Origin of the sequence: Intrasporangium calvum DSM 43043, from assembly GCF_000184685.1 — a bacterium.
Taxonomy (GTDB): domain Bacteria; phylum Actinomycetota; class Actinomycetes; order Actinomycetales; family Dermatophilaceae; genus Intrasporangium; species Intrasporangium calvum.
The window spans coordinates 3,251,554-3,276,449 of the sequence record NC_014830.1; the positions used below are offsets into that span (position 1 = coordinate 3,251,554).

At 71.1% G+C, this 24,896-nt stretch carries 27 protein-coding genes; 10 read left to right on the plus strand and 17 right to left on the minus strand.

What is annotated here, in order from left to right; all coding sequences use genetic code 11:
- Positions 1 to 112: 112 nt before the first annotated feature.
- Both INTCA_RS14815 and INTCA_RS14820 read right to left on the minus strand, forming a co-directional pair.
- Entirely contained in the window at positions 113 to 796 is a 684-nt protein-coding gene (locus INTCA_RS14815; protein ID WP_013493736.1) for a response regulator transcription factor, read from the minus strand.
- On the minus strand, positions 793 to 2,013 hold the full coding sequence (locus INTCA_RS14820) for a sensor histidine kinase (protein ID WP_148236614.1): 1,221 nt from the start codon (positions 2,011 to 2,013) through the stop codon (positions 793 to 795). Before INTCA_RS14820 ends, INTCA_RS14815 begins: the two co-directional genes overlap by 4 nt.
- Before the next feature lie 161 nt (positions 2,014 to 2,174).
- Between INTCA_RS14820 and phoU the strand changes: the two genes are divergently transcribed.
- Positions 2,175 to 2,885, plus strand: coding sequence for a phosphate signaling complex protein PhoU (phoU, locus tag INTCA_RS14825; RefSeq protein WP_013493738.1), 711 nt, complete (start codon positions 2,175 to 2,177; stop codon positions 2,883 to 2,885).
- A gap of 127 nt (positions 2,886 to 3,012) precedes the next feature.
- Here phoU and INTCA_RS14830 read toward each other — a convergent pair whose 3' ends face one another.
- From INTCA_RS14830 to mshA, 3 genes are read right to left on the minus strand one after another with little or no spacing between them, the layout of a single operon-like run.
- The gene (locus INTCA_RS14830; RefSeq protein WP_013493739.1) at positions 3,013 to 3,756 is read right to left on the minus strand and encodes a phosphoglyceromutase; all 744 of its coding nucleotides are present in this window, start codon (positions 3,754 to 3,756) and stop codon (positions 3,013 to 3,015) included.
- 31 nt (positions 3,757 to 3,787) lie between these two features.
- The gene (locus INTCA_RS14835; protein ID WP_013493740.1) at positions 3,788 to 4,315 is read right to left on the minus strand and encodes a YbjN domain-containing protein; all 528 of its coding nucleotides are present in this window, start codon (positions 4,313 to 4,315) and stop codon (positions 3,788 to 3,790) included.
- Between the two features lie 35 nt (positions 4,316 to 4,350).
- A complete protein-coding gene (gene mshA / locus INTCA_RS14840; RefSeq protein WP_013493741.1) occupies positions 4,351 to 5,652 on the minus strand; it encodes a D-inositol-3-phosphate glycosyltransferase in 1,302 nt (433 codons plus the stop codon).
- A gap of 136 nt (positions 5,653 to 5,788) precedes the next feature.
- On the opposite strand from mshA, the gene INTCA_RS14845 reads away from it, so the two are divergent.
- Positions 5,789 to 6,586: a class I SAM-dependent methyltransferase gene (locus INTCA_RS14845; RefSeq protein ID WP_041308858.1), complete on the plus strand. Its 798-nt coding sequence runs from the start codon at positions 5,789 to 5,791 to the stop codon at positions 6,584 to 6,586.
- A gap of 90 nt (positions 6,587 to 6,676) precedes the next feature.
- On the opposite strand, the gene INTCA_RS14850 is transcribed toward INTCA_RS14845, so the two are convergent.
- The 10 genes from INTCA_RS14850 to INTCA_RS14895 form a co-directional block, all read right to left on the minus strand.
- Positions 6,677 to 7,147, minus strand: coding sequence for a phosphomannose isomerase type II C-terminal cupin domain (locus tag INTCA_RS14850; protein ID WP_013493743.1), 471 nt, complete (start codon positions 7,145 to 7,147; stop codon positions 6,677 to 6,679).
- A gap of 72 nt (positions 7,148 to 7,219) precedes the next feature.
- The gene (locus INTCA_RS14855; RefSeq protein ID WP_013493744.1) at positions 7,220 to 7,531 is read right to left on the minus strand and encodes a DUF2516 family protein; all 312 of its coding nucleotides are present in this window, start codon (positions 7,529 to 7,531) and stop codon (positions 7,220 to 7,222) included.
- A gap of 37 nt (positions 7,532 to 7,568) precedes the next feature.
- Positions 7,569 to 7,994, minus strand: coding sequence for a D-aminoacyl-tRNA deacylase (gene dtd / locus INTCA_RS14860; RefSeq protein ID WP_013493745.1), 426 nt, complete (start codon positions 7,992 to 7,994; stop codon positions 7,569 to 7,571).
- A gap of 10 nt (positions 7,995 to 8,004) precedes the next feature.
- Entirely contained in the window at positions 8,005 to 9,069 is a 1,065-nt protein-coding gene (locus INTCA_RS14865) for an asparaginase (RefSeq protein ID WP_013493746.1), read from the minus strand.
- A 37-nt stretch (positions 9,070 to 9,106) separates the two neighbouring features.
- Positions 9,107 to 10,117 carry a hypothetical protein gene (locus INTCA_RS14870; RefSeq protein ID WP_013493747.1) on the minus strand — a complete coding sequence of 337 codons (1,011 nt, stop codon included), beginning with the start codon at positions 10,115 to 10,117 and terminating at the stop codon, positions 9,107 to 9,109.
- 1 nt (position 10,118) lies between these two features.
- Complete coding sequence (locus INTCA_RS14875) at positions 10,119 to 10,535, minus strand: helix-turn-helix domain-containing protein (RefSeq protein WP_013493748.1); 417 nt, start codon at positions 10,533 to 10,535, stop codon at positions 10,119 to 10,121.
- A gap of 87 nt (positions 10,536 to 10,622) precedes the next feature.
- A complete protein-coding gene (locus INTCA_RS18790) occupies positions 10,623 to 12,071 on the minus strand; it encodes a hypothetical protein (protein ID WP_148236616.1) in 1,449 nt (482 codons plus the stop codon).
- A gap of 197 nt (positions 12,072 to 12,268) precedes the next feature.
- A complete protein-coding gene (locus INTCA_RS14885) occupies positions 12,269 to 13,129 on the minus strand; it encodes a beta-keto acid cleavage family enzyme (protein WP_013493750.1) in 861 nt (286 codons plus the stop codon).
- A 23-nt stretch (positions 13,130 to 13,152) separates the two neighbouring features.
- Positions 13,153 to 14,184, minus strand: a complete 1,032-nt coding sequence (ygfZ, locus tag INTCA_RS14890; protein ID WP_041308860.1) for a CAF17-like 4Fe-4S cluster assembly/insertion protein YgfZ — start codon at positions 14,182 to 14,184, stop codon at positions 13,153 to 13,155.
- A gap of 46 nt (positions 14,185 to 14,230) precedes the next feature.
- On the minus strand, positions 14,231 to 14,728 hold the full coding sequence (locus INTCA_RS14895; protein ID WP_013493752.1) for a heme-binding beta-barrel domain-containing protein: 498 nt from the start codon (positions 14,726 to 14,728) through the stop codon (positions 14,231 to 14,233).
- 23 nt (positions 14,729 to 14,751) lie between these two features.
- Between INTCA_RS14895 and INTCA_RS14900 the strand changes: the two genes are divergently transcribed.
- Positions 14,752 to 15,123 carry a DsrE family protein gene (locus tag INTCA_RS14900; protein ID WP_013493753.1) on the plus strand — a complete coding sequence of 124 codons (372 nt, stop codon included), beginning with the start codon at positions 14,752 to 14,754 and terminating at the stop codon, positions 15,121 to 15,123.
- Positions 15,124 to 15,258: 135 nt separating this feature from the next.
- On the opposite strand, the gene INTCA_RS14905 is transcribed toward INTCA_RS14900, so the two are convergent.
- Entirely contained in the window at positions 15,259 to 16,098 is an 840-nt protein-coding gene (locus tag INTCA_RS14905; RefSeq protein ID WP_013493754.1) for a hypothetical protein, read from the minus strand.
- A 6-nt stretch (positions 16,099 to 16,104) separates the two neighbouring features.
- Positions 16,105 to 16,377, minus strand: a complete 273-nt coding sequence (locus INTCA_RS14910) for a MoaD/ThiS family protein (RefSeq protein WP_041308861.1) — start codon at positions 16,375 to 16,377, stop codon at positions 16,105 to 16,107.
- Positions 16,378 to 16,477: 100 nt separating this feature from the next.
- On the opposite strand from INTCA_RS14910, the gene INTCA_RS14915 reads away from it, so the two are divergent.
- The 7 genes from INTCA_RS14915 (at position 16,478) to pstA (ending at position 24,886) form a co-directional block, all read left to right on the plus strand.
- Positions 16,478 to 17,161, plus strand: a complete 684-nt coding sequence (locus tag INTCA_RS14915) for a response regulator transcription factor (RefSeq protein WP_013493756.1) — start codon at positions 16,478 to 16,480, stop codon at positions 17,159 to 17,161.
- Positions 17,158 to 18,069, plus strand: coding sequence for a mycothiol synthase (mshD, locus tag INTCA_RS14920; protein WP_013493757.1), 912 nt, complete (start codon positions 17,158 to 17,160; stop codon positions 18,067 to 18,069). Before INTCA_RS14915 ends, mshD begins: the two co-directional genes overlap by 4 nt.
- Before the next feature lie 115 nt (positions 18,070 to 18,184).
- A complete protein-coding gene (locus INTCA_RS14925; protein ID WP_041308862.1) occupies positions 18,185 to 20,497 on the plus strand; it encodes an RNA degradosome polyphosphate kinase in 2,313 nt (770 codons plus the stop codon).
- A gap of 45 nt (positions 20,498 to 20,542) precedes the next feature.
- Entirely contained in the window at positions 20,543 to 21,493 is a 951-nt protein-coding gene (locus INTCA_RS14930) for an NUDIX hydrolase (protein ID WP_013493759.1), read from the plus strand.
- 209 nt (positions 21,494 to 21,702) lie between these two features.
- On the plus strand, positions 21,703 to 22,821 hold the full coding sequence (gene pstS, locus INTCA_RS14935; RefSeq protein ID WP_041307799.1) for a phosphate ABC transporter substrate-binding protein PstS: 1,119 nt from the start codon (positions 21,703 to 21,705) through the stop codon (positions 22,819 to 22,821).
- Positions 22,822 to 22,916: 95 nt separating this feature from the next.
- Positions 22,917 to 23,924: a phosphate ABC transporter permease subunit PstC gene (pstC, locus tag INTCA_RS14940; RefSeq protein ID WP_013493761.1), complete on the plus strand. Its 1,008-nt coding sequence runs from the start codon at positions 22,917 to 22,919 to the stop codon at positions 23,922 to 23,924.
- Positions 23,921 to 24,886: a phosphate ABC transporter permease PstA gene (gene pstA / locus INTCA_RS14945; protein WP_013493762.1), complete on the plus strand. Its 966-nt coding sequence runs from the start codon at positions 23,921 to 23,923 to the stop codon at positions 24,884 to 24,886. The genes pstC and pstA overlap by 4 nt, the downstream gene beginning before the upstream one ends.
- The last annotated feature ends 10 nt before the right edge of the window (positions 24,887 to 24,896 follow it).

Below are 24,896 nucleotides of genomic sequence, written 5' to 3' on the forward strand. Positions count from 1 at the left end.
ACGACCCCCACAGCGAGCGAAGGGCCCCACCGCGGTGGGGTCCTTCGTCATCTCGGCCGTATGCCGCTGGGCTCGGTCCGCGCCCACCACCTGCACCGGGACGGCTGGGACGTCAGCGCGCCTCGAACTTGTAGCCGAGCCCGCGCACGGTGACGATGTGCACCGGCCGGGCGGGGTCGGGCTCGACCTTCGCGCGCAGGCGCTTGACGTGCACATCCAGGGTCTTGGTGTCGCCGACGTAGTCGCTGCCCCACACGCGGTCGATGAGCTGCATCCGGGTCAGGACCCGTCCAGAGTTGCGCAGGAGCATCTCGAGCAGCTCGAACTCCTTGAGCGGCAGTGACGTCGGCGCCCCGTTGACCGTCACGGTGTGCCGCTCGACGTCCATCCGGACCGGACCCGCCTCGATGGTCGGCGGCAGCAGGTCCTCGGGCTCCGCGAGCCGGCGCAGGACGGCCTTGACGCGGGCGAGCAGCTCCCGGCTCGAGTACGGCTTGGTGACGTAGTCGTCCGCGCCGATCTCGAGGCCCACGACCTTGTCGATCTCGCTGTCCTTGGCGGTGAGCATGATGACCGGCACGGAGGACCGCTGCCGGAGCGCTCGGCAGACGTCGATCCCGGACAGGCCCGGAAGCATGAGGTCGAGGAGGACGAGGTCGGCGCCGTTCTTGTCGAACTCTGCGAGCCCGTCAGGACCGGTCTCGGCCACTGCGACGTCGTAGCCCTCCTTGCGGAGCAGGTAGGACAAGGGGTCGGAGAACGACACCTCGTCCTCGACGATCAGGATTCGACTCAAGGCTGACCTCTCGTGGATCTGGCCGGACCGGCCGGGTGGAACTCAACTGGAGCGTACTGGTCGGGGGCTGTCGCCCCGGCTGCGGCGCCCTCCGACGGCGCTGCCGGCAGCGAGATGGTGAACGTCGAGCCGCGGCCCACCTGGGACCACACGGCGACGGTGCCGCCGTGGTTCTCGACGACGTGCTTGACGATGGAGAGGCCGAGACCGGTGCCCCCCGTGGCCCGGGACCTGGCGGAGTCGACCCGGTAGAAGCGCTCGAAGATCCGCTGCTGCTCCTCCGGGGCGATGCCCAGCCCCTGGTCGGTGACGGCGACCTCGATGACCGCGCCGGGGCGCCGCCGGGTCGCCACACCCACCCGCGTCCCCCCGTCGGAGTAGGCGATGGCGTTGCCGATGAGGTTCGCGATGGCGGTCGTGACGAGGTCACGGTCACCCCACACGGTGCAGTCGGTCTCGGCCTGGACAGCGACGTCGATGCCGTGCTCCTCAGCGAGCAGGCGGTAGCGCTCGGCCGCGTCCTCGGACGCCGCCCCCACGTCGACGACGGTGGGGTCCTTGACGACGTCGGCGCCCTGCAGCCGGCTCAGCTCGACGATGTCCTTGACCAGGCTCGAGAGCCGCCGGGACTCGACGCCGATGCGCGCAGCGAACCGCTGGACCGCCTCGGGGTCGTCGTACGCGTCGAGCAGGGCCTCGGCGAGGAGCGAGATGCCGCCGACCGGGGTCTTGAGCTCGTGGCTGACGTTCGCGAGGAAGTCCCGGCGGATCTCCTCGACCCGCCGGGCCTGGGAAATGTCCTCCACGAGCAGCAGCACGTGGTCCGCGCCGAGCGGTGCGACCCGAGCCGCCACGACGACCGTGCCTTCGCCGATGCCTTTCCGGAGGTCGAGCTCGACCTCGCGGATGACGCCGTCGCGGCGCACGGCCCGGGCGAGCTGCAGCAGCTGAGGATGGACGACCTCCTGGCCGCGGACCAGCCCGTGGGCGACCGCGGCGGGCGAGTTGTTGACGACCCGGTCCGAACGATCGACGACGATCCCGCTCGATCGGAGCACGGAGAGGACCTCGCCGACCCCGGGTGGAAGGTCCGGTGGGGGCGCGATGACCACCTCGTTGCGCCGGGACCGGTCGGTGGCCCGCACGGCGAGGACGGCGACGCCGCCGAGCCCGAGGCCGACGAAGCCACCCAGAAGTGCCGCAGTCGTCGGATCCACGTCTCTCAGGTTACGCATGGATGTGGCAGGCTCAGACCACACGACTGCGGGGCGAGCAGGGTCGAAACCGAGTGTTCACCTCGTCGCCGTCATGCATTCACGCGCTGCTGCGACCCTCGCCCGAGAGCCCGCCAGCGCCCCGCACGAGACGAGGAAGACCATTGCGCGACCAGTTCCATGAGGATCTCGACACCATCACCGATCAGCTCGTCGAGCTGACCCGGCTCGCGGGGTCCGCGATCTCGCGCGCCACGACGGCCCTGCTCGACGCGGACGTCCAGCTGGCTGAGTCGGTCATCGAGGCCGACAAGCAGCTCGACGAGATCCGGATCAGCCTCGACAACCTGTCGATCAACCTGCTCGCCCGGCAGCAGCCCGTGGCGACCGACCTGCGCATCGTCGTCACGGCGATGCACATGAGCTCCGACCTCGAGCGGATGGGCGACCTCGCCCGGCACGTCGCCAAGGTCGCCCGGCTCCGCACGCCCGAGTCAGCGGTTCCGCCCCAGCTGCGCTCGCACATCCTCCAGATGGGCCAGGTCGCCGAGGCGATCGTCGCCAAGTGCGGCTCGATCATCGCGAGCAAGGACGTCGAGGCCGCTGCGGCGCTCGACAAGGACGACGACGCGATGGACGAGCTGCACCGCGAGCTGTTCGCCGTCCTGCTCGACGAGGAGCGTGACCTGCACCGGACGACCGTCCTCGACCTGGCCCTCATCGGGCGCTACTACGAGCGCTTCGCCGACCACGCCGTGTCCGTCGCCCGTCGAGTCGTCTACCTCGTCACGGGCGAGTACGACTCGGAGGTGAGCTACGACCACGAAGAGGTCGAGGACGCCGACGTCATCGCCGAGATCGAGCGCAACAGCTGACCCCGGCGCCGCAGTCGAAAGAGCAGCTTCTCCCCGGTTCGCGCCCAGGTGACCTCGGGCGCGCACGTGGGAGAAACTGCTCTTTCGATTGCGCGGGGGGAGGAACTGCTCTTTCGATGGACTGGGGTCAGCGGCCTTGCTTGGCCACGGCCTCTGCGGCGGCCAGGGCGGCCTCGGGGTCGAGGTAGCGGCCGCCCCGGGCGACGGGAGCGAACGACTCGTCCAGCTCGTACACCAGCGGCATCCCGGTCGGGATGTTGAGCCCTGCGATGTCGTCGTCGCTGATCTCGTCGAGGGTCTTGACGAGGGCGCGCAGCGAGTTGCCGTGCGCAGCGACCATGACGGTGAGGCCGTCAGCGAGGTCCGGCTTGATCTCGGTCTCCCAGTACGGCAGCATCCGCGCGACGACGTCCTTGAGGCACTCCGTGCTCGGCATGGCTTCGCCCAGGCCCGCATAGCGCGGGTCACCGGTCTGGGCGTACTGGTCGTCGGCGTCGATGGGTGGCGGCGGCACGTCGTACGAGCGACGCCACTGCATGAACTGCTCCTCGCCGAACTGCTCGAGGATCTCCTTCTTGTTCTTGCCCTGCAGCGCGCCGTAGTGCCGCTCGTTGAGACGCCAGCTGCGCTTGACCGGGATCCAGTGGCGGTCGGCGGCGTCGAGCGAGAGGTTCGCGGTGGTGATGGCCCGCCGCTGCACGGACGTGTGCACGATGTCCGGCAGGATCGCCGCCTCCTTGAGCTGCTGGCCGGAGCGGACCGCCTCGGCCCGGCCCTTCTCCGTCAGGTCGACGTCGACCCAGCCGGTGAAGAGGTTCTTCGCGTTCCAGTCGCTCTCGCCGTGCCGGACGAGCACCAGGGTGTAGGTCATGGGCGCCAGCCTAGCGACGGCCACCTCCCGGTCAGGAAGGCTGTCCAGCGTCGTCCTCGAGCAGGTGACGGAACGGCTCGAGGTTGCGCGTCGACTCACCACGGGAGACGCGCCAGGCCCACTCCTTCTTCATCGAGCCGAGGAACCCGAGGGCGAGCAGCTCGTTGAACGCCTCGTCGCTCGCGGCGAGGACCACACCGAAGAGCTGGTCGAGGTGCTCGGCGTCCAGGGCGTCGGTCGGCACCTCGCCCCGGACATAGACGTCGCCGTCGGTGTCGATCGCGTAGGCGATCCCGGTCAGGCGGAGGTTCTTGCGCAGCAGGGCGCGGTAGAACTCCGTGTGGTTCTCGTCGGGGTTGCGGATGACGAAGGCCGAGATGCTCGTCGTGCGCGGCCTGATGACGAGTGAGACGACCGTCCGCAGCTTCTTCTCTCCGGGCAGCGTGACGACGTACTCACCGTCCCGCCCGCCGAGCTCCCACTCGAGCTCCACGGACCGGAGGTAGTCGGTCAAGCGGGTCTCGGCAGCACTGGTGTCGGCGCTCTGTCGCTCGCTCATCGGGCCAGCATGTCAGGCCCGGAGGACCGATTGGGTCAGGGGATGACCGCGCGGGGCACGCCGACGAGCCCCTCCCCCTCCGCGATCGGAGAGTGGGTGCGGTCGTGGATCGCCTGCTGATACACCGCGAGCAACCGGTCGGTCGTCGCGTCCCAGCCGAAGCCCGACGCGTGCCGGATCGAAGCGCGCCCCAGCTCGAGGCGGAGCTCCTCATCGACGAGCAGCGCCTCGACCGCGTCGGTCCACGTCCTCGCGTCGTGGCCCTCGACGAGGATGCCGGCGTCTCCGACGGCGGTCGGGAGACCCCCGACATCGGCAGCGACCACCGGCGTGCCGCAGGCCTGCGCCTCGATCGCCACGAGCCCGAAGGACTCGCTGTGGCTCGGGACGAGGACGAGGTCGGCCGCGCGGTACCACTGAGCCAGCACCGGGCGCTGGACCGGCTGGACGAACCGGACCACGTCGGCGATCCCCAGCTCGTCGGCCAGCTCCTCGAGGCCGTGCGGGCGGGCCAGGCCGGTGCCGCTGGGACCCCCGAGCACCGCGACGGTCAGCCGCCTGCGGCGCTCGGGGTCACGCCGGAGCAGCTCTGCAGCCACGTGGAGGAGCAGGTCCGGGGCCTTGAGCGGCTGGATCCGGCCCACGAAGAGGAGCAGGTCCCCGTCGACGGGCAGTCCGAGGGCGACCCGGGCGTCCTTCCGGTCCCCGGGCGTGAAGGTGGTCAGGTCCACCCCCGGTGGGACGACCGAGACCTTGCGGGGTGGGGCGGCATAGAGCTCGATGAGCTCGCGGGCCTCGCCCTCGGTGTTCGCGACGAGCCGGTCGGCCGCCTCGACGACCTGCACCTCGCCGATCTCCCGCCCGCGCGGCTCCGGCCGGTCCCCCTCCGCGAGGTGGCGGTTCTTCACGCGGGCCATGGTGTGCATCGTGTGGACCAGGGCCACGCCCCACCGGTCCGAAGCGAGCCAGCCCACCTGACCGGCGAGCCAGTAGTGCGAGTGCACGACGTCGTAGTGGTCCTCCGGCAGGGACAGTCCCGCCTGCATGATCCCGGCGGAGAAGGCACACAGCTGGCCCGGCAGCTCCTCCTTGGGCAACCCCTCGTAGGGCCCCGCGGTCACGTGGAGGACGCGGACGCCGGGGACGAGCTCCCCGACGATCGGGGTCTCGCCGGTGGTGCGTCGGGTGAAGATGTCCACCTCGATGCCACGGCGAGCGAGCTCCTTGGCCGTCTCCGCGACGTAGACGTTGAGGCCTCCCGCATCGCCGGTGCCCGGCTGCTCGAGAGGCGAGGTGTGGACGCTGATCATCGCCACGCGCTTGGGGTCGTCCGTCATCTGGCGCCCTTCTGCTCGACCCGGCTCCGTCCTGTCCACTTCGACTCAACCACACCGTTGACTCCGCGTATTCCACAGTGTGGTCACCGGCGCCCACGACTCGGCCACCCGGCTCGCGCCCGTTAGGCTGCGCGACGTGCCCGGCCCCCATCGCCCCGTCGGGTCGATCACCCGGGGCACGACGAACCCGAACCGGTTGCGCCGCTGTGACCGATGGCTGGCCGGCCCCCAGTCCGGACGGTTGCGCCGCAGCACGACTCCCCCCATCGTCGTCGACCTCGGCTACGGCGCCTCCCCGGTGACCGCGGTGGAGCTGCACGAGCGGCTGCGCCGGGTCCGCCCGGACGTGCAGGTCGTCGGCATCGAGATCGACCCCGAGCGGGTGGCTGCTGCCCGGCCGCTCGAGCGGGCGGGCCTCTCGTTCCGCAGAGGCGGGTTCGAGGTCCCTCTGGGCGACGGGAGGCGGCCGACCGTCGTCCGGGCGTTCAACGTGCTGCGGCAGTACGACGAGGCCGAGGTCGCCGGGGCCTGGGCGCAGCTCCGGACCCGGCTCGCGCCGGGAGGTCTCATCGTCGACGGCACGTGCGACGAGGTGGGCCGTCGCGCCGCGTGGGTCGCCGTCGACGAGGCCGGGCCGGTGTCACTCACGATCTCGCTCCGCCTCCGCGGCCTCGGCCGGCCGTCGGACGTGGCCGAGCGCCTGCCCAAGGCCCTCATCCACCGCAACGTCCCGGGCGAGCCCATCCACGCCTTCCTCACCGACCTCGACGACGCGTGGGCGCGAAGTGCGCCGCACGCCGGCTGGGGCGCCAGGCAGCGCTTCCTCGCCGCAGCCGCGGACATCGCGGGGCGCTGGCCGCTGGCTGACGGCCCGTCCCGCTGGCGGCTCGGGGAGATGACCGTCGCGTGGGACGCGGTCGCGCCAGTCTCCTGACCCCCGTTCCGAGAGGGCGGGAGGAGACGGACGCAGCGGTATGCCGGTGAGCTGGCTCAGCGGCATACGACGATGGGTGGGTGGCGGGGTCTACTGCTCCTCGTCACACCGGGCGTAGTCGTCCTGGAGGCGCTCGATGTCCTCCTCGTCGAAGTGGCCGAACGCCACCTCGAGGAGCCGGCCGGGCCGGGAGCCGGAGTTGCCCATCCGGTGCGTCGAGCCCCGCGGCACCCAGACGGTCTCTCCGGGAGCGGCGGTCCACGCCCGGTCATCGACCGTGATGTCGATCGGCACGTCGAGGACCTGCCACATCTCTCCGCGGTGGTCGTGGCGCTGGAGGGAGAGTCGGTGGCCGGGGTGGACGGTGATGATCTTGACCGTCACCTGCTCGTTGGAGACGAACTGCTGGAAGGCCCCCCACGGGCGCTCGGCCACGAAGATGTCCTCGGCCGGGTTTCGGTCGCCCAGCGCATAGTCGTCCGGGGTGTGGCCAGGTCGCTTCGAGTCGCCATCACGCATCTGCGACTCCGTCACGCTCCCGGCACCGTGTTGGTTGCTCATGCCCTCCCCTTTGGGTTGTGAGTGCCCAGTGTGCCGCATCCGCGGTGCGGGCGGACGCGGCCGCGCGGGAGGTCACCAGCGGCTCGAGGACCCGCCGATACCGCGGACCTGCCGCAGGGCGGGGCGCACGTCGGTGAGGTACACGGCGGCGCCGACGATCGCGAGCAGGCCGAAGAGGTTGAGCGGGTTGAACATCGTGACGAAGCCGATCCCGACGGCGACCCCGAGGATGACGAGCCAGAAGGTGCGAGTGCGCTTGCCCGCTGCGAGGTACGCCCGCTCGGGGTGGCGCAGGGCGTCCACGAACGCGAAGATCTCCGCCCCGAACGCGACCACGCCGATGACGAGGAGGACGGCGTTCTGGAAGCCGTAGAACAGCTGCATGACCGCAGCCTAACTGCCGGACGAGGGGAGGGCGGTGTCAGGCGTCGACGACGAGCGTGACCGGGCCGTCATTCGTGAGCGTCACGGCCATCATCGCGCCGAACCGTCCGGTCGCCACCTCGATCCCGCGGCCGCGCAGCGACTCGACGACCGCCGCGACGAGGGGCTCGGCCACCGGCCCGGGAGCAGCCGCGGACCAGGACGGTCGCCGGCCCTTGCGGGTGTCGGCATAGAGGGTGAACTGGCTCACCACGAGGACGGGGGCGCTGGCCTCGAGCACGCTCTGCTCGTCCCGGAGGATGCGCAGCTCCGCGATCTTGCGGGCCAGCCGCTCCACCTGCTCGGGCCCGTCCTCGTGCGAGACGCCCACCAGTGCGAGCAGGCCCGGACGGGTGATCTCACCGACGACCTGTCCATCGACCTCGACTCGCGCGTCGGTGACCCGCTGGAGCACGGCGCGCACGGCGTCCCGCTCAGATGCCGACGGCGACGACGGCGCCGACGGGCTGGCCATGACCCAGGACCGGCTCGTGCTCCAGGGCCGCCAACGCGACCTCGTCCGTGATGCCGGCGCGGCGCAGGACCGCGGCGAGCACGACGGAACGAGCGCGAGCGCTGCCGTCGGCGATCTTCACGGCGACGCCCCGACCATCGGGAAGCCCGACGGCGTAGACGGCCTCGGCGCCGTCCTTGGCGATCAGCCCCGGCACGTGACGGATCAGGGTCGTCACGTCGCGGCGGGTCCCGCCGACGAACTCGGGATACTCCCGCATCGCAGCGGCGACCCGAGCCTCGGGGCCCCCGGTCGCCCGGGCGAGGCGACCGAACGACCGGGCCAGGCCGACGAGCGGGACCGCGTGGATCGGGGCGCCGCAGCCATCGACCGCGAGCGCGAGCGGCTGCGTCCCGGCCAGCTCGGCCACCGTCTCGGCGATCGCCGCCTGCAGCGGGTGGCCCGGGTCGCGATAGGTCGTGGTGTCCCAGCCGTTGAGCACGCACGTGGCGAGCATCGAGGCGTGCTTGCCCGAGCAGTTCTGCACGATCGACTGCTTCGGCAGTCCCGCCGCGATCCAGGCCGTCCGGGCCACCTCGTCGTACGGGTGGTCCGGGGTGTTCTGCAGGTCCGTCTCGGACAGCCCGGCCCGGTCGAGGATGGAGCGGGCTGCCTCGATGTGGAAGTCCTCCCCCGAATGGCTCGAGCAGGCGAGGGCGAGGAGGGCGCCCTCGGTGTCCAGCCCGCGCCGGACCATGGCGAGCGCCTGGATCGGCTTGGCCGACGACCGGGGGAAGACGGGGCCCGACGAGTCCCCCACCTCGAAGTCGACGCTGCCGTCCGGACGGGTGACGACGGCCAGCCCGTGGTGCACCGACTCGACGAAGCCGCCGCGGACGACGTGGGCCACGACCGGAGCGTTGGTCAGGGCCGGCGAGACGGGGCTCGGGGTGGATTCGAGGGCGGGGCCGGAGGGGTCGGCGGCAGGCGCGGTGAGGTGGTCAGGCACGTCCCGCAGTATGCCGCAGCAGCAGAGCAGGGCCATCACCCGGTGAGGTGGTGGCCCCGCTGTGTGACGAGCGTCAGCTGCTGGCCTTCTTGGCGGGAGCCTTCTTGGCCGGCGCCTTCGTGGCCCTCGTGGCCTTCGTGGCCGTGGAGGTCGTCGACGTGGCGGCCGGCGCCTTCCGGACCGCGGTCTTGGTGGCCGACTTCGCCGCCGACTTCGCGGTCGTCGAGGCCGACTTCGTGGTGGTCGCCGCCTTCTTGGTGGCGGTGGACCGCTCGGCAGCGGTGCTGCGCGCCGCCACCTTGCGCGTCGTCGTCGTCTCCACCTGGTCCGCCTTGCGCGTGGCGGCCCCCTGACGGGCGGCGGCCCGACGGACGGCTGCGCTGCGAGCGGGCGTGCGCTTGGCCTTGACCGGCTCGGCGGCCTGCTCGACGGCCCCGACCGAGGACTCGACCTGGGCCGCGACCCGCTCGGCGTCGTCGGAGACGGTGTCGACGAGGGTCCGGGCGACCTTCTCACCCTCGGTCCGCGCGGTCGTCGCGACCTTGCGCCCGCGGGTCACCAGCGACTCGGACCGCTCGGCGAGCCCGACCGCGGCCTTGGTGCCCTCGGTGCGCATGTCGGCGACGATCTGCTCCCCGCGCGCGGCTGCCGCGTCGTACTGGTCCTTGGCGTTGCTCGCGAGTACGAGGCCCTGGTTGAGGACCTGCGCGGGGATCTCCGCGGCCTCCTTGACGAAGCGGTCGGCGTACTGGGCTGCGACCCGCTGGAGCTCGGTGGTGCGGGCCTGGAGGTCGGCGAGCCGCTTCCTGAGGTCCTTCTGCAGCTGCTGCGCCTCCTTCTTGGCGCCCTTGCGCAGGTCGACCCCGCGCGCCTCCCTGGTGGCGGCCTCGAGCTGGTCGCCCGCGTGGCGGACGGTGTCGACCGCGATGTTGGCCGCGCCGACGACCGCGTAGAACGGTGTGGGGTCGACGTTCATCTCGGGGAGCCGGTTGTCGAGCTGGCCGCGGACGTCGGCCATGGCTGCCTCGGCCTGCTTCTGCGCGTCCTTGACGGCCTTGCTGATCTTCTTCTGGTTGAGAGCCATCTCAGTTCTCCTTCTGGGTTGCCTTGCGCTTCCCACTGGGCTGGGGAGCCGTCCCGCTGCGGCGCTCCTTCGGGCCGACGAACGACTGGTAGATCTCGACGAGCACCGCACGCTGCCGGTCCGTGAGGTCCGGATCGACGGCGATGGCGGAGAGGACGTCCGGCGCGGCGGCCGAGTCACCGTGGGAGAGGACCCGCTCGTCGAGGATGCCGGCGCGGACGTAGAGCGACTCGGCCGACACTTCGAGGCCCTTGGCGATCTGTTGCAGGATCTCAGCGCTGGGCTTCTTCAGCCCGCGCTCGATCTGTGACAGATAGGGGTTGGAAATGCCGGCGATCTCAGCGAGCTGCCGGAGGGACAGCTGGGCGTTCTCGCGCTGTTCGCGCAGGTAGGCGCCGAGGTCGGGGAGTCTGCTCACACCTCCATTGTGCTAACTAGAGCAAGCACAATGCAAACTGTGGGCAGCGTGAGGCCCAACACAACGCTCACCGGGACGCCGTCGACGTCAGACGCGCTGCCGACTCCATCCCACACTCAGCCACGAGCCGGAGCGCTGCAGAATGAGCCGATCGTCCCGTTTGTTCAGGTCGAGGACCCGGCCCAGCCTGAGACTGTAGAGGCGGTAGACGCTGGCGCCGATGCCGCCCGACACGCCGGCCCGCACGCCGTAGTCCGTGACGGAGCGACTCGAGACCGTCGTCGTCGACACCACCGGCGCAGAGGCGGCGCTGGACGCCGCCACGCTGATGGCACCAGACGACGTGACCGCGACGGACTTGACCCCGGTGCACAGGGCGGCGCTCGTGCCACTCAGGAAGGGCTTGCCGTCCACCTGGGAGAACCGGATCGTGCAGCCAGTCTGGATGGTGCTCCCGGCCGCGCTCGACCCATTCATGAACGCGCCGTACTTGTCGATGGCGGGGTCCTGGCTCGCATTGACCGCGCCGAGGCGGGTGGCGGTCTTGGTCCAGGTGAGCCAGACATTGGAGTACGAGCCGGCCACGCGTGCCCGGTCAGTGGCCACGTTGAGGTTGAGGGGTCGGTTCAGCCTGCTGTCATAGAACTGGTAATGGAAGGCGTCGACGCCACCACCGCCGATCCCCATGACGATGCCGCGTGCGGTCAGCGTCTCATCAGGGTCCGCCTGGGCGTTGACGACGCTGCCACGCTGCTCGGCAGACAGGTTCACCGCGAGCTTGCCCAGCGAGGTGATCCCGACCGATTGCACGCCCGTGCAGATGTGTGCCGCGTTGGCGTGCACGCGTGGAAGTCCCGTGTCGAACCTGATGACGCAGCCGCCCTGGACTGTCTCCGCGTCGGTCGTCGCCAAGTCGCGGTATGGGCCCAGAGCGTCGATTCCGAGCTCGACGAGCGACTCGCCATCACCGCCGACGGGAGCCTGTTTGGTCCAGCCCACGTTGACCTGTCCGCCGAGCGCCCCGAGTCGTCGCCGGTCAGTGGCGTACCGGAGGTCGAGGCGTCGACCCAGCAGGTCGTCGTAGAGACGGACGGCCACCGTGTCCTTGCCCGCCGAGATGCCGGCCGAGATCCCGCGCCGCGTCAGCTGCGTGCTGACGCTGACGAGGAGCCGGATGACGGGGAGACGCGAGGCCTCTGTCAGCACCACGTTCACATCTCCGGCCGGAGACACGGACACGGACGCCGCACCGATGCACGGTCTCGACCGCTGAGCCTCGAGGCGCGGCACCCCATAGGCGCTGAAGCCGATGGCACACCCGCCGATCAGGTACTGCTCAGGCACAATGATCTCAGGCGAGACCCCCGACGCAGCCGCACCGACGCTCACCGACGCGCCGAGCAGCACAGCCAGCAGGGCCGTGACCATGCTCATTCCGGCGCGCCGCATCCTGCCGGAAACAGGACGGACCTCCCCCAGCCGTACATACATCACCGCGCGTTCCCCTGACTTCGTCGTTCGGCTCGACCGGTCCACACCCTAGGACAGTCCTCAAGGACGCGTGGTCGGTTTGCGTATTTTGGTGGTTTCGAGCTCGGCACGGTAACCGTTACCGGGTGGGCGACACGCGTGCCGAGCGGAGACCATGTCGGATGCCGCTGAGCCGGCTCCGAGCCGCGCGCTCAGCTCACGTTCAGCGGGAGCGAGCCCAGCGGCATACGACCTGAGTGTCGTCAGCGGGAGCGACGGTCCTTGACGGCGAGCAGCTCGCGGGCCTCAGCGGTCGACATCGGCGGGCGCTGCATCAGGGTCGCGAGCTCCGCCGCGCGGCCGACGAGCTCGCGGTTGTGCCCGACCGGTCGGCCCTTGGCGAAGATGAGGTTGTCCTCCATGCCGACCCGCAGGTGCCCGCCCGCCGACAGCGCCGCCGCAGCGATCGGCAGGTGGGTGCGGCCGATGCCGGTCGCGGACCACGACGTCACCTCGGGCGGCAGGAGGGCGAGCCCCGCCATCAGGGCCTGCGGAGTGCCGGGCATCGACCCAGGGACACCCAGGACGAAGTCGACGTGCACGGTGCCGCCGTAGGGCAGACCGCACTCGTCGATGAGCCGCCGGAGCGCGTGGACGTGGCCCAGCTCGAAGAGCTCGAACTCGGGGACGACCTCGCGCTCCTGCGCCAGCCGGTAGAGGTCGACCATGAAACCCCAGGGGTTGAGGAAGACGCCATCGCCGAAGTTCGTCGTGCCGCAGGTCAGCGAGCAGGAGTCGGGGTCCGCGTCGAGGACGGTGAGGCGCTGCTCGAGGGCGTCGGTGACGGCGCCCCCGGTCGAGAGCTGGACGACGAGGTCGGTGGCCTCGCGGACGCCGACGACGGCCTCCCGCAGCAGGGCCTGGTCGAGGGTCGGCCGGTGGTCGGCGTCGCGGACGTGGATGTGGATCAGGGCGGCACCCGCGGCCTCACAGGCGATGGCGGTCTCGACGAGCTCCTCCGGGGTGGTGGGGAGCGCCGGGACGTCGGCCTTGGCGGTCTCGGCCCCGGTGGGGGCCACGGTGATCAGGGTGCGCGCGGCGGTGCGCGCGGGGACGGTCGTCATGGCGCCATCCTGCCAGCGCCGGGTCAGGGCGCGACGATGACCGTCTGTGCCGCGGTGACGTCGCCGACGAGGAGGACCGCTTCCGGATCGGTGTTGCGCTTGATGACGGCGAGGGCGATCGGGCCGTCCGTGTGGTGCCGTCCGACCGACGTGAGATGTCCGACGACGCGGTCGCCCGCCCGGACCTCCGCACCGGGCGCGGGCAGCACGTGGCCCGACCCGTCGACGTGGAGGAAGACGATGCGCCGCGGGGGCCGACCGAGGTTGTGCACCCGGGCCACGGTCTCCTGGCCCCGGTAGCACCCCTTGTGCAGGTGGACGGCGGTCCGGAGCCAGTCGACCTCGTGGACGATGGTCCGGTGGTCTGTCTCGGCGCCGAGCTGTGGCCGCCAGGCGGCGATCCGGAGGGCGTCGGCCGCCCACAGGCCGGCGAGGGGCCGGTCCGCGACCGCCTCCTCGAGGGACGCGCGGGGGACGATCACCTCACGCCACGACCACTGTCGGCCGGGGTGCCCCTCGACCGGGCCGTAGGCGGTCGTGTCGCCGACGAGGTCGGGCCACGGGTCGCGCCACGCCAGCGGCTCACCCTCGGCGGACTCGGCACTGTGTGGCTCACCGAGAACGGCCCAGTCCGCCGTCACGTCGGCGACCTCGACGCGCAGCATGAAGCGCATCCGGTCGAGCCAGGCCCGGAGCGACTCGCCGGCGCCGGGCTCGGTCGTGATCCACGTCGTCGCGCCGTCGTCGACGAGGTGGAGCGAGTGCTCGACGTGGCCCTTGGGGGTGAGGATGAGCGCCTCACGGGACTGGCGCACGCCCAGCCCGAGCAGGTGCTGGGTCGTCAGGGAGTGCAGCCACGACAGTCGGTCGGGCCCGGTCACGGTCAGCACCGACCGGTGGGACAGGTCGACGACGGCCAGCCCCTCCTCGAGGGTGCGCTCCTCGCGCATCGGGTCGCCGTAGTGGGTCGCGACACCCGCGGCCAGTCCCTCACCGGCGACGGCGCCCGGCCGCCCCAGGAGGGGGCTGCGCAGAACGGCGGGCGCCTCAGTCATGTCGGTCACGCTCGGTGCAACGCCCGTCGGGGCCACGGTCATCCCGTCACCCCACCCGGGTCAAGGTGGCGGAGAGGTGGCTCTGGAGCTTCTGGCCCACCGCCGCCATGTCCATCGCCCACATCAGCTTGGACTCGACGAGGCCATACATCCGCGTCGCGGCGTTGTACTCCTTCGCCCCCGGGGACCGGAGCACGCCGTCGGTCTTGAGCTGGATGCGGGCCGGCTCCATCGTGCCGTAGTAGAGCTCGAGGATCCCGGTCGGGTGCGCGAGGAGCAGCTCGACCTCACCGTTGGGCTGCGGCCGCCAGAAGCCCGACTCGACAGCCGCCGGGCGCACCCGCTCCCCCGTCTCCGAGTCGAGGATCCACGCCCGGCTCTCCCACTTGAGGAAGGACCGACCGTCGTGGGTCACCTCGACCTCCTGCCCGAAGTGGGCCGACTCGATGGTCGGGTAGCCGAGCACTCCGGCGCCCTCCCACCTGCCGATGAGCCACGCCAGCGGGCGCAACGGCTCGGGAATGTCCTGGTCGAGGTGGAACATGCTCGTGATCGTATCTTGAGCGCATGAACGCTCCCGAACGATCACTCGTCGTCAAGCTCACCTCCGGCGTCGAGGCACCCGAGCGCCTCTCCCAGGCGTTCACCGTGGCCGCGACGGCCGTGGCGAGCGGGGTTGTGGTCAGCCTGTGGCTCACCGGGGAGGCGTCGTGGCTCGCGGTCCCCGGTCGGGCGGAGGAGTTCGAGCTGCCGTATGCCGCCCCGCTGGCTTCGCTGCGCGACGCCGTGATCGCGGGGGGCCGGCTCACGGTCTGCTCGCAGTGCGCGGCGCGACGGGACCTCGAGGAGGACGCCCTGGTGCCGGGCGTGACGATTCGCGGCGCGGCGGCGTTCGTGGAGGAGGCCCTCGCGCCGGGCGCCCAGGCCCTCGTCTACTGACCGCATCGAAAGAGCAGTTCGTCACCAAGCTCATCGAAAGAGCAGTTCGTCCCCCGGGACGCCGAGGCGGTCGCGCTTCCTCCGAGCCGGACGAACTGCTCTTTCGATGCGGAGCGGGACGAACTGCTCTTTCGATCAGGAGACGAGGAGGAAGAGCCGGACGAGGACGCCGAGGACGAGCACCGAGCCCAGGCCCGCGGCGACCTGGCCCCGGACCCCGAGCATCGCCGGCTGCAGCGCGAGGACGCGACGGAAGGACCAGGACAGGGACCCGGCCGCGGCGGCGAGGCCGACCGCCGTCCACGCTCCGAGCTCGCCGAGGAGCAGCGCGGCGACCACACCTCCGGCGACCGCTGCGCCGAGGGCGACGAGGCCGAGCAGGGGGCTGAGACGACGCCGGCCCGCGAGGAGGTCCGCCAGCACGGCGGCCGCCGCAGCCGCCATCGTCACGACGACGTAGGCCCGGCCCAGCGACTCGTCGCCGGCCGTGACGGCCAAGGTGGCAGAGGTCATGGGGAGCAGGCCGCCGAAGGACGCGAGGAGCGTGAGGACCAGCCCCGCGCGACCCGACGTGCGCACCAGCTGGCCCATGAACGCCACGACGATCCCGAACGCCACGGCCGCGGCCGTCCAGCGCAGGTCGTCGCGCAGGGCGCTGAGGACGATGCCCGGGGCCGCGACCAGCAGGACGATCGACGTCGTCACCGGCGTGAAGGAGCCGGCGAGGACCGGCCAGGCCCAGGCCAGCACCAGGGCCAGCGCGAGCGTGGCTCCGAGCAGCGGGCCGAACCCTCCGGCGGAGGCGGCGGCGAGGACCGTGGCGGAGGTGATCACCGTTGCGACGGTCCAGGGGCGGACGCGGTCGGCCCCCAACGGCGAGAGCGGCAGGTGGAAGGGCGCGGGAACGGGTTCGTCGCCGGCGGTGTCGCCAGCAGCGGCGGCGTCGGCAGCGGCGGCGTCAGGCACGGTCCTCATTCTGCCTCACCCCCCCGCGAAGGGCGGGAGCACCTCGACGGTGGCCCCGGGCGCGACGGCCGCCTCCCGCCGGGCCGCGCGCCCGTCCACGAGGAAGGTCGCGACCGCGGCGACTCGCGCCAGGGCGGGGTGCGCGGCGACGGCAACGGCGACGACGTCTGCGACGGTGGCGTCAGGGGCGAGCCCGAGGGGCTCGCTGTCGACGCCGGCCGCCTCCCGCGCGGCCGCCCAGTACCGCACGGTCACCGCCTGCGTCACCGCGTCCGTCACCGGCTCCATCGGCCTCTGCTCGGTCGACCCCACCTCGCCCATGCCGCTCCCGTCTCATCGTGCATCCAGCTCCTCTGGTGCAGGTCCAGTGTCGCCTATCCTGCAGGGGATGGCCCGACTGCTGCTCCTCACGAACGCGCTCGCCCCGAGCGCCGAGGTGCTGCCCGCCCTGGGGCTGCTCGTGCACACGGTCCGGGTCCTGCCCGCCGAGCCGACCGCGCTCGTCGACTCCCCCGAGTGCGACGTGGTCATCGTCGACGCCCGCCGCGAGCTGGCGAGCGCCCGGTCACTCTGCCGGGTCCTCCGAACGACCGGGATCACGACTCCGCTGCTGGCCGTCCTCACTGAGGGCGGCCTTGCTGGTCTCACGGCTGAGTGGGGTCTCGACGACGTGCTGCTCGACACGGCCGGTCCGGCTGAGGTCGACGCCCGGCTGCGGCTCGCGCTGACGCGGGGCCAGTCCGACGACCCCGACCTCGACCTGCCGATCACCTCGGGTGAGCTCGTCATCGACGAGGCGAGCTACTCGGCGAAGTTCCGGGGCCAGCCGCTCGACCTGACCTACAAGGAGTTCGAGCTGCTCAAGTACCTCGCGCAGCACCCCGGCCGCGTGTTCACCCGCGCCCAGCTGCTCCAGGAGGTCTGGGGCTACGACTACTACGGGGGCACCCGCACGGTCGACGTGCACGTCCGTCGGCTGCGGGCCAAGCTCGGGCCGGACCACGAGGCCCTCATCGGCACGGTGCGCAACGTCGGCTACCGGCTCGTCGCGGACAAGGCCCCGAGCGCATGAGGGTCGAGGTGCGTGCGGCCGAACCCCTGGGTGCGGCCGAGTCGCAGGCCGTCCTCGAGCTCGCGGCCCGGGCCGAGTCCGCTGACGGGTCGGCGCCGCTCTCGGAGCAGTTCCGCCTGTCGGTGGAGTCGGGCGACCCGGGCGTCACACACCTGTTGGCGTATGCCGCTGGGCTCGGCCTCGTGGGCTACGCGCAGGCCCGCACGGGGTCGGGTGACGACCCCCTGTCCGCCGAGCTCGTCGTCTCCCCGGAGGCGCGGCGCCGCGGGGTGGGCTCCGCCCTGTTGTCGCAGCTTCCCGGGGCGGTTCGGGTGTGGAGCCACGCCACCGGCGCCGCGGCCGGGGCTGCGGACGGTTTCGCCCGGACGAGAGGGCTCGAGCCGGTCCGTTCGCTCCACGTCATGGGCCGCTCCCTCGTCGACGGGCCGCCCTGGCCGTCGGCCACCGTGCCGGAACGCTACGCGGTGCGCCACTTCGAGCCGGGTCGCGACGAGGATGCCTGGGTCGCCGTCAACGCGGCCGCCTTCGCCGACCACCCCGAGCAGGGCGCGCTCACCCGACGGGACCTCGAGCAGCGCATGGCCCAGCCGTGGTGGGACTCCGAGGGTCTGATCCTCGTCGTCGAGGCCGACGACGGCGACCGCATCGCGGCCTTCCACTGGACCAAGGTCGACCCGCCGGGCGGGGACACGGGTGAGGTCTATGCCGTCGGCGTCGCTCCGGACCGGCAGGGTGAGGGCCTGGGCCGGGCGGTGACCGTCCTCGGCCTCGACCACCTCCGGTCCCGGGGACTACACGACGTCGTCCTCTACGTCGACGAGGACAACCTGGCCGCGGTGCACACCTACACCGGCCTCGGCTTCAGAGATCTGGAGGTCCACCGCCAGTTCGCCCGGGTGCCCGGCTGACGCCAGCCGGCCGGGCTGGGACGGTGCCGGCGAGCGGGCGCGAGCCCAGCGGCATACGGCATCGGCGTCGGCCGTGTTCACCTGACCGTCGCCAAACGATGTCACGATGGGGGGCATGAGCACCGGCAGTCTCGAACGCACCGACCTGGACGGACAGGACCCCCACCGCGACGTCGAGGCCACCACCTCCGAGGCCAACCCGCCCGAGGTGAGCTCGTTCACGAGCACGGTCCCGAGCCCCCGGCCGGCGACGCGGGGGCCCAACGGCAGGTTCGTCGGCACCGGCCCCGGCCCCCGTCCGCAACGGCTCGCGGAGGACCTGCCCACCGACCGGTACCTCGAGCGGGAGCTGTCCTGGCTGCAGTTCAACGAGCGCGTGCTCCAGCTCGCCGCGGACCCCACCGTGCCGCTGCTCGAACGGGCCCGCTTCCTCGCCATCTTCTCGAGCAACCTCGACGAGTACTTCATGGTCCGCGTGGCCGGCCTCAAGCGCCGCATCGCGACGGGCCTCGCGGTCCGCACGGCCGCGGGCATCGAGCCGCGTGAGCTCCTCGACCGGATCGCCCGGCTCGCGCACGAGCTGATGGCCCAGCACGCCGCCCTCTTCCAGCACGAGATCCGCCCGGCCCTCGAGTCGGAGGGCATCACCATCGTCCGGTGGGACGACATCGACGCGGCGGAGCGCGAGCCGCTGCACCACTTCTTCGCCGACCGCGTCTTCCCGGTGCTGACCCCGCTCGCGGTCGACCCGGCGCACCCGTTCCCGTACATCTCCGGGCTGTCCCTCAATCTCGCCGTCCTGCTCGAGAACCCCAAGACCGGCAACGAGCACTTCGCCCGGCTCAAGGTGCCACCGAACCTCCCCCGGTTCATCCGGATCGAGGACCTCACCACCGACGACGGGTCGCACGTCCGGCGGTTCGTGCCGCTCGAGGACGTCATCGCCTCGCACCTCGACCAGCTCTTCCCGGGAATGGACGTCCAGGAGCACTTCTCCTTCCGGGTCACCCGCAACGAGGACCTCGAGGTCGAGGAGGACGACGCCGAGAACCTCCTCACCGCCCTCGAGAAGGAGCTGACCCGCCGGCGCTTCGGTCCGCCGATCCGGCTCGAGGTCGAGGACGACATGGACCCCAAGCTGCTCGACATGCTCAGCCGGGAGCTGCAGATCAGCGACCGCGAGATCTACCGCCTGCCGACCCCGCTCGACCTCACCGGCCTGTGGATCGTCACGGACGTCGACCGCTCGGACCTCGAGTACCCCAAGTTCTTCCCCCGGACCCACCCGGACTTCGCGCCGACCGAGAGCGCCAAGCCGACCGACCTGCTGGCGGCGGTCCGGTCGAAGGACGTGCTCGTCCAGCACCCGTACAACTCGTTCTCGACGTCGGTCCAGGCGTTCATCGAGCAGGCCGCCGTCGACCCGAACGTCCTCGCGATCAAGCAGACGCTCTACCGCACGTCCGGCGACTCCCCGATCGTCGATGCCCTCATCGACGCCGCCGAGGCCGGCAAGCAGGTGCTCGCCGTGGTCGAGATCAAGGCCCGGTTCGACGAGGTCAACAACATCTCGTGGGCCCGCAAGCTGGAGGAGGCCGGCGTCCACGTCGTCTACGGCGTCGTCGGGCTGAAGACCCACGCGAAGCTCTGCCTCGTCGTGCGGCAGGAGGCTGAGGGCCTGGTCCGGTACTGCCACATCGGCACGGGCAACTACAACCCGAAGACGGCCCGGACCTACGAGGACTACGGCCTCTTCACCTGCGACCCGCAGGTCGGCGACGACCTGTCCCGGCTCTTCAACCAGCTGTCCGGCTTCGCCCCGCGCAGCCGGTTCAAGCGGCTGCTCGTCGCCCCCCGGTCGGTCCGCACCGGCCTGATCGAGCTGATCGATGCCGAGGTCGAGCTGCACCAGCACCGCGCGGAGGGGGCCCCGCCCGGCCGGATCGCGATCAAGACGAACTCCATCGTCGACGAGGGGATCATCGACGCGCTCTACCGGGCGAGCATGGCCGGGGTCCAGGTCGACATCTGGGTGCGCGGGATCTGCGCGATCCGGCCCGGTGTCGAGGGCCTCTCGGACCACATTCGCGTCCGGTCCGTGCTCGGTCGGTTCCTCGAGCACTCACGCGTCTTCTGGTTCGACCACGGCGGCGATCCGCAGGTCTACATCGGCAGCGCCGACCTCATGCACCGCAACCTCGACCGGCGCGTCGAGTCGCTCGTGCGGATCATCGACCCGGGGCACCTCGCGGAGCTCAGCGGCCTGTTCGACCTGGCCTTCGACGAGAAGACGTCGAGGTGGGACCTCGGCGCCGACGGCCGATGGGTGCGGCATCACGTCGACGACACGGGCGCCCCGCTCACCGAGGTGCACGCGGCGCTCATCGAACGCCATGACAAGCGCCGCCGGAAGGCGCGGCGCCGGTGAGCGGGCCCGTGGTGACCTGTTCCGCATCGGCGCGCCCGGCCTGACGTGCCCTCCCTCATCCCGGCCGCCGGAACCCTCCCGTGGCGTCGGCGCCATGGGACGCTCGAGGTCGCCCTCGTCCATCGGCCGCGGTACGACGACTGGTCGTGGGCCAAGGGCAAGCTCGACCCGGGCGAGCAGCCATCAGTGGCGGCCGCGCGCGAGACCCTCGAGGAGACCGGCCTGCACGTCCGCCTCGGCATCCCCCTTCCGACCTCGGTCTACACGGTGCTCGATGCGGCGGGGTCGCCCGCGACGAAGGAGGTCCACTACTGGGCCGCCACGGTGACGGGCGGCTCGGGGGAGCTCGAGCACGAGATCGACGAGGTCCGGTGGGTCGACGTCCGCACGGCGAACGACCTGCTCGACTACGTCCGCGACCGCGAGCAGCTGCTGGCGCTCGTTCGAGCGGACCGCGAGCGCCGGCTCAGGACGTGGCCCCTCGTCCTCGTCCGGCACGCCAAGTCACGTCCGCGCAGCACCTGGGGCGGTGACGACCGCGAGCGCCCACTCGACGCCGTCGGGCGTGAGCAGGCGGACGACGTCGCGCGCGTCCTCGCGGCCTACGGTGTCCAGCGGGTGGTGTCCTCGTCCTCGCTGCGGTGTGTCCAGACCGTCGAGCCGTATGCCGCTGGGCTGGGGACGCGGGTCAAGGTCAAGGACGCGCTGTCCGAGGAGGCTTTCGCTGCGGCTCCCGCCGAAGCGGTGCGGCACATGGAGAAGGCGCTCGACCGGGCACAGCCTGTCGTCGTGTGCAGCCACGGCCCGGTCCTGCCCAGCCTGCTCGACGTCCTCGCGAGCCGGGTCCCGGCGGACTCGCCGTGCTCGGCCGTCGCAACCGAACACCTGGCCGCAGCAGCCGACTCGGCGATGCGCAAGGGCGAGGTGCTCGTCGCGCACCTGAGCGGCTCGGGGCGAGCGGCGAGAGTCATCGCCGTCGAGCGGGTCAACACCTGACCCAAACTCCCATCGTCCTTCGCGGGGCCCGTTGGCGCACCGGGTGCCGGCAGGGCCGCACCGGATTGTCGACCGTCGTTCACCTCTGGTTCACCGAGAGGGGGGATTCTGTCATCCGACGCTCCTAGGTTCGGCTCCGGATGACAGCTCAGCAGGGGCTGGCCGGTCACCCGAACACCGCAGAGTCACCCATCGAGAGGGAATCCCCCGTGTCTGTTTCGCGTGTCAGCGCCATCGGCGCCATCGCCCTCACCGGCGTCCTGGCGCTGTCGGCATGTGCGTCCGAGAACCCGGCCCCGGCCGGCAACACTGCTGGTGGCGGCACCGGTGCCGTCAACAGCGACTGCTTCGAGGGCGACCTCAAGGCCGAGGGCTCCTCAGCCCAGAAGAACGCCATCGACGAGGCCATCTCCGCCTACCAGACCGCTTGCGCGGACGCCAACATCGACTACCAGCCCAGCGGCTCGGGTGCAGGCATCAAGCAGTTCATCGCCAAGCAGGTCGACTTCGCCGGCTCCGACTCGGCCCTGAAGACCGAGGAGAAGGACGGCATCGTCGAGTCCGTCGAGGCCAAGAACTCCTGCGGCTCAGACGCCTGGAACCTGCCGATGGTCACCGGCCCGATCGCGATCGCCTACAACGTCAAGGGCGTCGACAAGCTCGTGCTCAACGCCGACGTCGCCGCGAAGATCTTCGACGGCAAGATCACCAGCTGGGACGACGCGGCCATCGCCGAGCTCAACCAGGGCGTCACGCTGCCGTCCACCCCGATCAAGGTCTACTTCCGCTCCGACGAGTCGGGCACGACCGAGAACTTCACCAAGTACCTCAAGGCCGCCGCCCCCGAGGCGTGGACGCACGAGACCGGCAAGAAGTGGACCGGCAAGGGCGAGGGCAAGGAGAAGTCCGCCGGTGTCGCGACGGCCACCCAGGGCCAGGACGGCGCCATCACGTACGTCGAGTGGAGCTACGCGCAGCAGAACCAGCTCGCGATGGCCGCCATCGACACGGGCGCCGGCCCGGTCGAGCTGAGCGCCGAGTCGGCCGGCAAGACGGTCGCCACGGCCGAGCAGACGGGGACGGGCAATGACCTCGCGCTCAAGATCGACTACGCCACCAAGGAGGCCGGGGCCTATCCCATCGTCCTGGTGACCTACGAGATCGTCTGCTCCAAGTACGCCGACGCGGAGACGGGCAAGAAGGTCAAGTCCTTCCTCAAGTCCTTCGCCTCCGACGAGGTCCAGGGCAGCCTGACCTCCCAGGGCTACGCGCCCCTCCCGGCCGAGGTCGCCACCAAGGTCGAGGCAGCGATTGACGCGATCTCCTGATCGTGACCCAATGGGGCGGGCGCCGAGTCGACTCGGCCCCGCCCCATCCGGCATGTTCACCCTCATGAAGCCAACCCCGAACGAAAAGGTCTGACGTGTCCACAGTGACCGGCGTCTCCGCCGCAGACGAGCTTCCCGGACCGGATGGTCGCAAGCCGCTCGCCGGCGACCGCGCCTCGACCGGACGACTCGGCGACCGGCTGTTCGGCGGGGCCGCCACCCTCTCGGGTGTCATCGTCATCGCGATGGTGTCGCTGATCGCGGTGTTCCTCGTCGCTCAGGCGCTGCCGGCGCTGACCAACAACTCGGAGAACTTCTTCACCAGCCGCGTATGGGCACCGGGTGGCGCGCAACCGGCGTTCGGGATCCTGGAGTTCCTCTGGACCACGGTCGCCGCCTCGACCATCGCCATGACGTTGGCGGTGCCCGTCGGGGTCGCGGTGGCGCTCTTCCTCACGCAGTACGCCCCGATGTGGATGCGCCGGCCGGCGGCCTCGCTCGTCGACCTGCTCGCCGCCGTGCCCTCGATCGTCTACGGCCTCTGGGGTCTGCTGACGTTCCGGGCGTTCGTCAAGCCGGTCGAGCAGTTCCTCCAGGACAACTTCGGCTGGTTCCCGCTCTTCGCTCCCACGCGGATCACCGGCGGCACGATCTTCTTCATCGGCATCGTCCTGGCCATCATGGTCCTGCCGATCGTGACGGCGCTCTCCCGGGAGGTCTTCGACCAGACCCCCACGGCGCACAAGGAGGGCGCGCTGGCCCTCGGTGCCACCCAGTGGGAGATGATCCGCACTGCGGTCCTCCCCTTCGGCAAGCCGGGCGTCATCTCCGCGTCGATGCTCGCCCTCGGGCGGGCGTTGGGTGAGACCATCGCCGTCACCTTCCTCGTGTCGGCCCTGTCCGACGGGAGCGAGTGGACCTGGTCCCTCTTCAACGGCGGCGAGACCTTCGCGTCCAAGATCGCCAACAACGCCGCGGAGTTCAGCAACCCGAGCAAGACCGGCGCCTACATCGCGGCCGGACTCGTCCTCTTCGTGCTCACGTTCGTCGTCAACAGCATCGCCCGCATCGTCATCGAGCGCAGGAAGGCCTTCACCGAATGAGCCTCACGACGACCACGGGCAGGGTGTCCGACGACGGCGTGGCCGACGGGCCCGGGAGCCCACCGAGCGGCCCGCCCGCTCGCGAGGCCGTGCGCGAGATGGACAACCCGCACCGGGCTCGCACGACCAAGGACCTCCTGGCGCGCATCGTCATGTGGAGCGCCTTCGCCCTGGCCATGGTGCCCCTCGTGTGGATCCTCTGGACTGTCGCGAGCCAAGGCGCCCACCTGCTCGCCGACCCGGTGTGGTGGACCGGCAACCAGCGCAACATCAACTCGGACGACGCCGGGGGCGGCGCCCGCCACGCCATCGAGGGGACGCTGATCCAGGCCGGCATGACGGCGCTGATCTCGATCCCCATCGGCGTGCTCACGGCTGTCTACCTCGTCGAGTACGGCCGGGGCCGGCTCGCCAAGGCGATCAGCTTCATGGTCGACATCCTCTCCGGTGTGCCCTCGATCGTCGCGGCGCTCTTCATCTACGCGGTGTGGGTGACCACGTTCGGCATCGACCGCAGCGGCTTCGCCGTGTCGCTCTCGCTCGTGCTGCTGATGATCCCGACGATCGTGCGCTCCACGGAGGAGATGCTCAAGCTCGTGCCCAACGAGCTACGCGAGGCGTCCTACGCGCTGGGCGTGCCCAAATGGGTCACCGTGGTGCGGATCGTGCTGCGCACCGCCTTTTCGGGCATCGTCACGGGCATCTTGCTCGGGCTGGCTCGAGTCATGGGCGAGACCGCTCCCCTGCTGATCCTCGGGCCCTACACCAAGAACTTCCAGCGCGACCTCTTCGACGGCAACATGGCCACCCTGCCGACGATGATCAACCAGGACCGGGGCGACTTCGCCCTGGCCACCGCGGCCGAGCGGATGTGGGGCGCCGCCCTGACGCTCATCATCCTCGTCCTTCTCCTCAACCTGCTCGGCCGAGTCGTCGCCCACTTCGGCTCCGTCAAGAAGTAAGAAAGCGAAG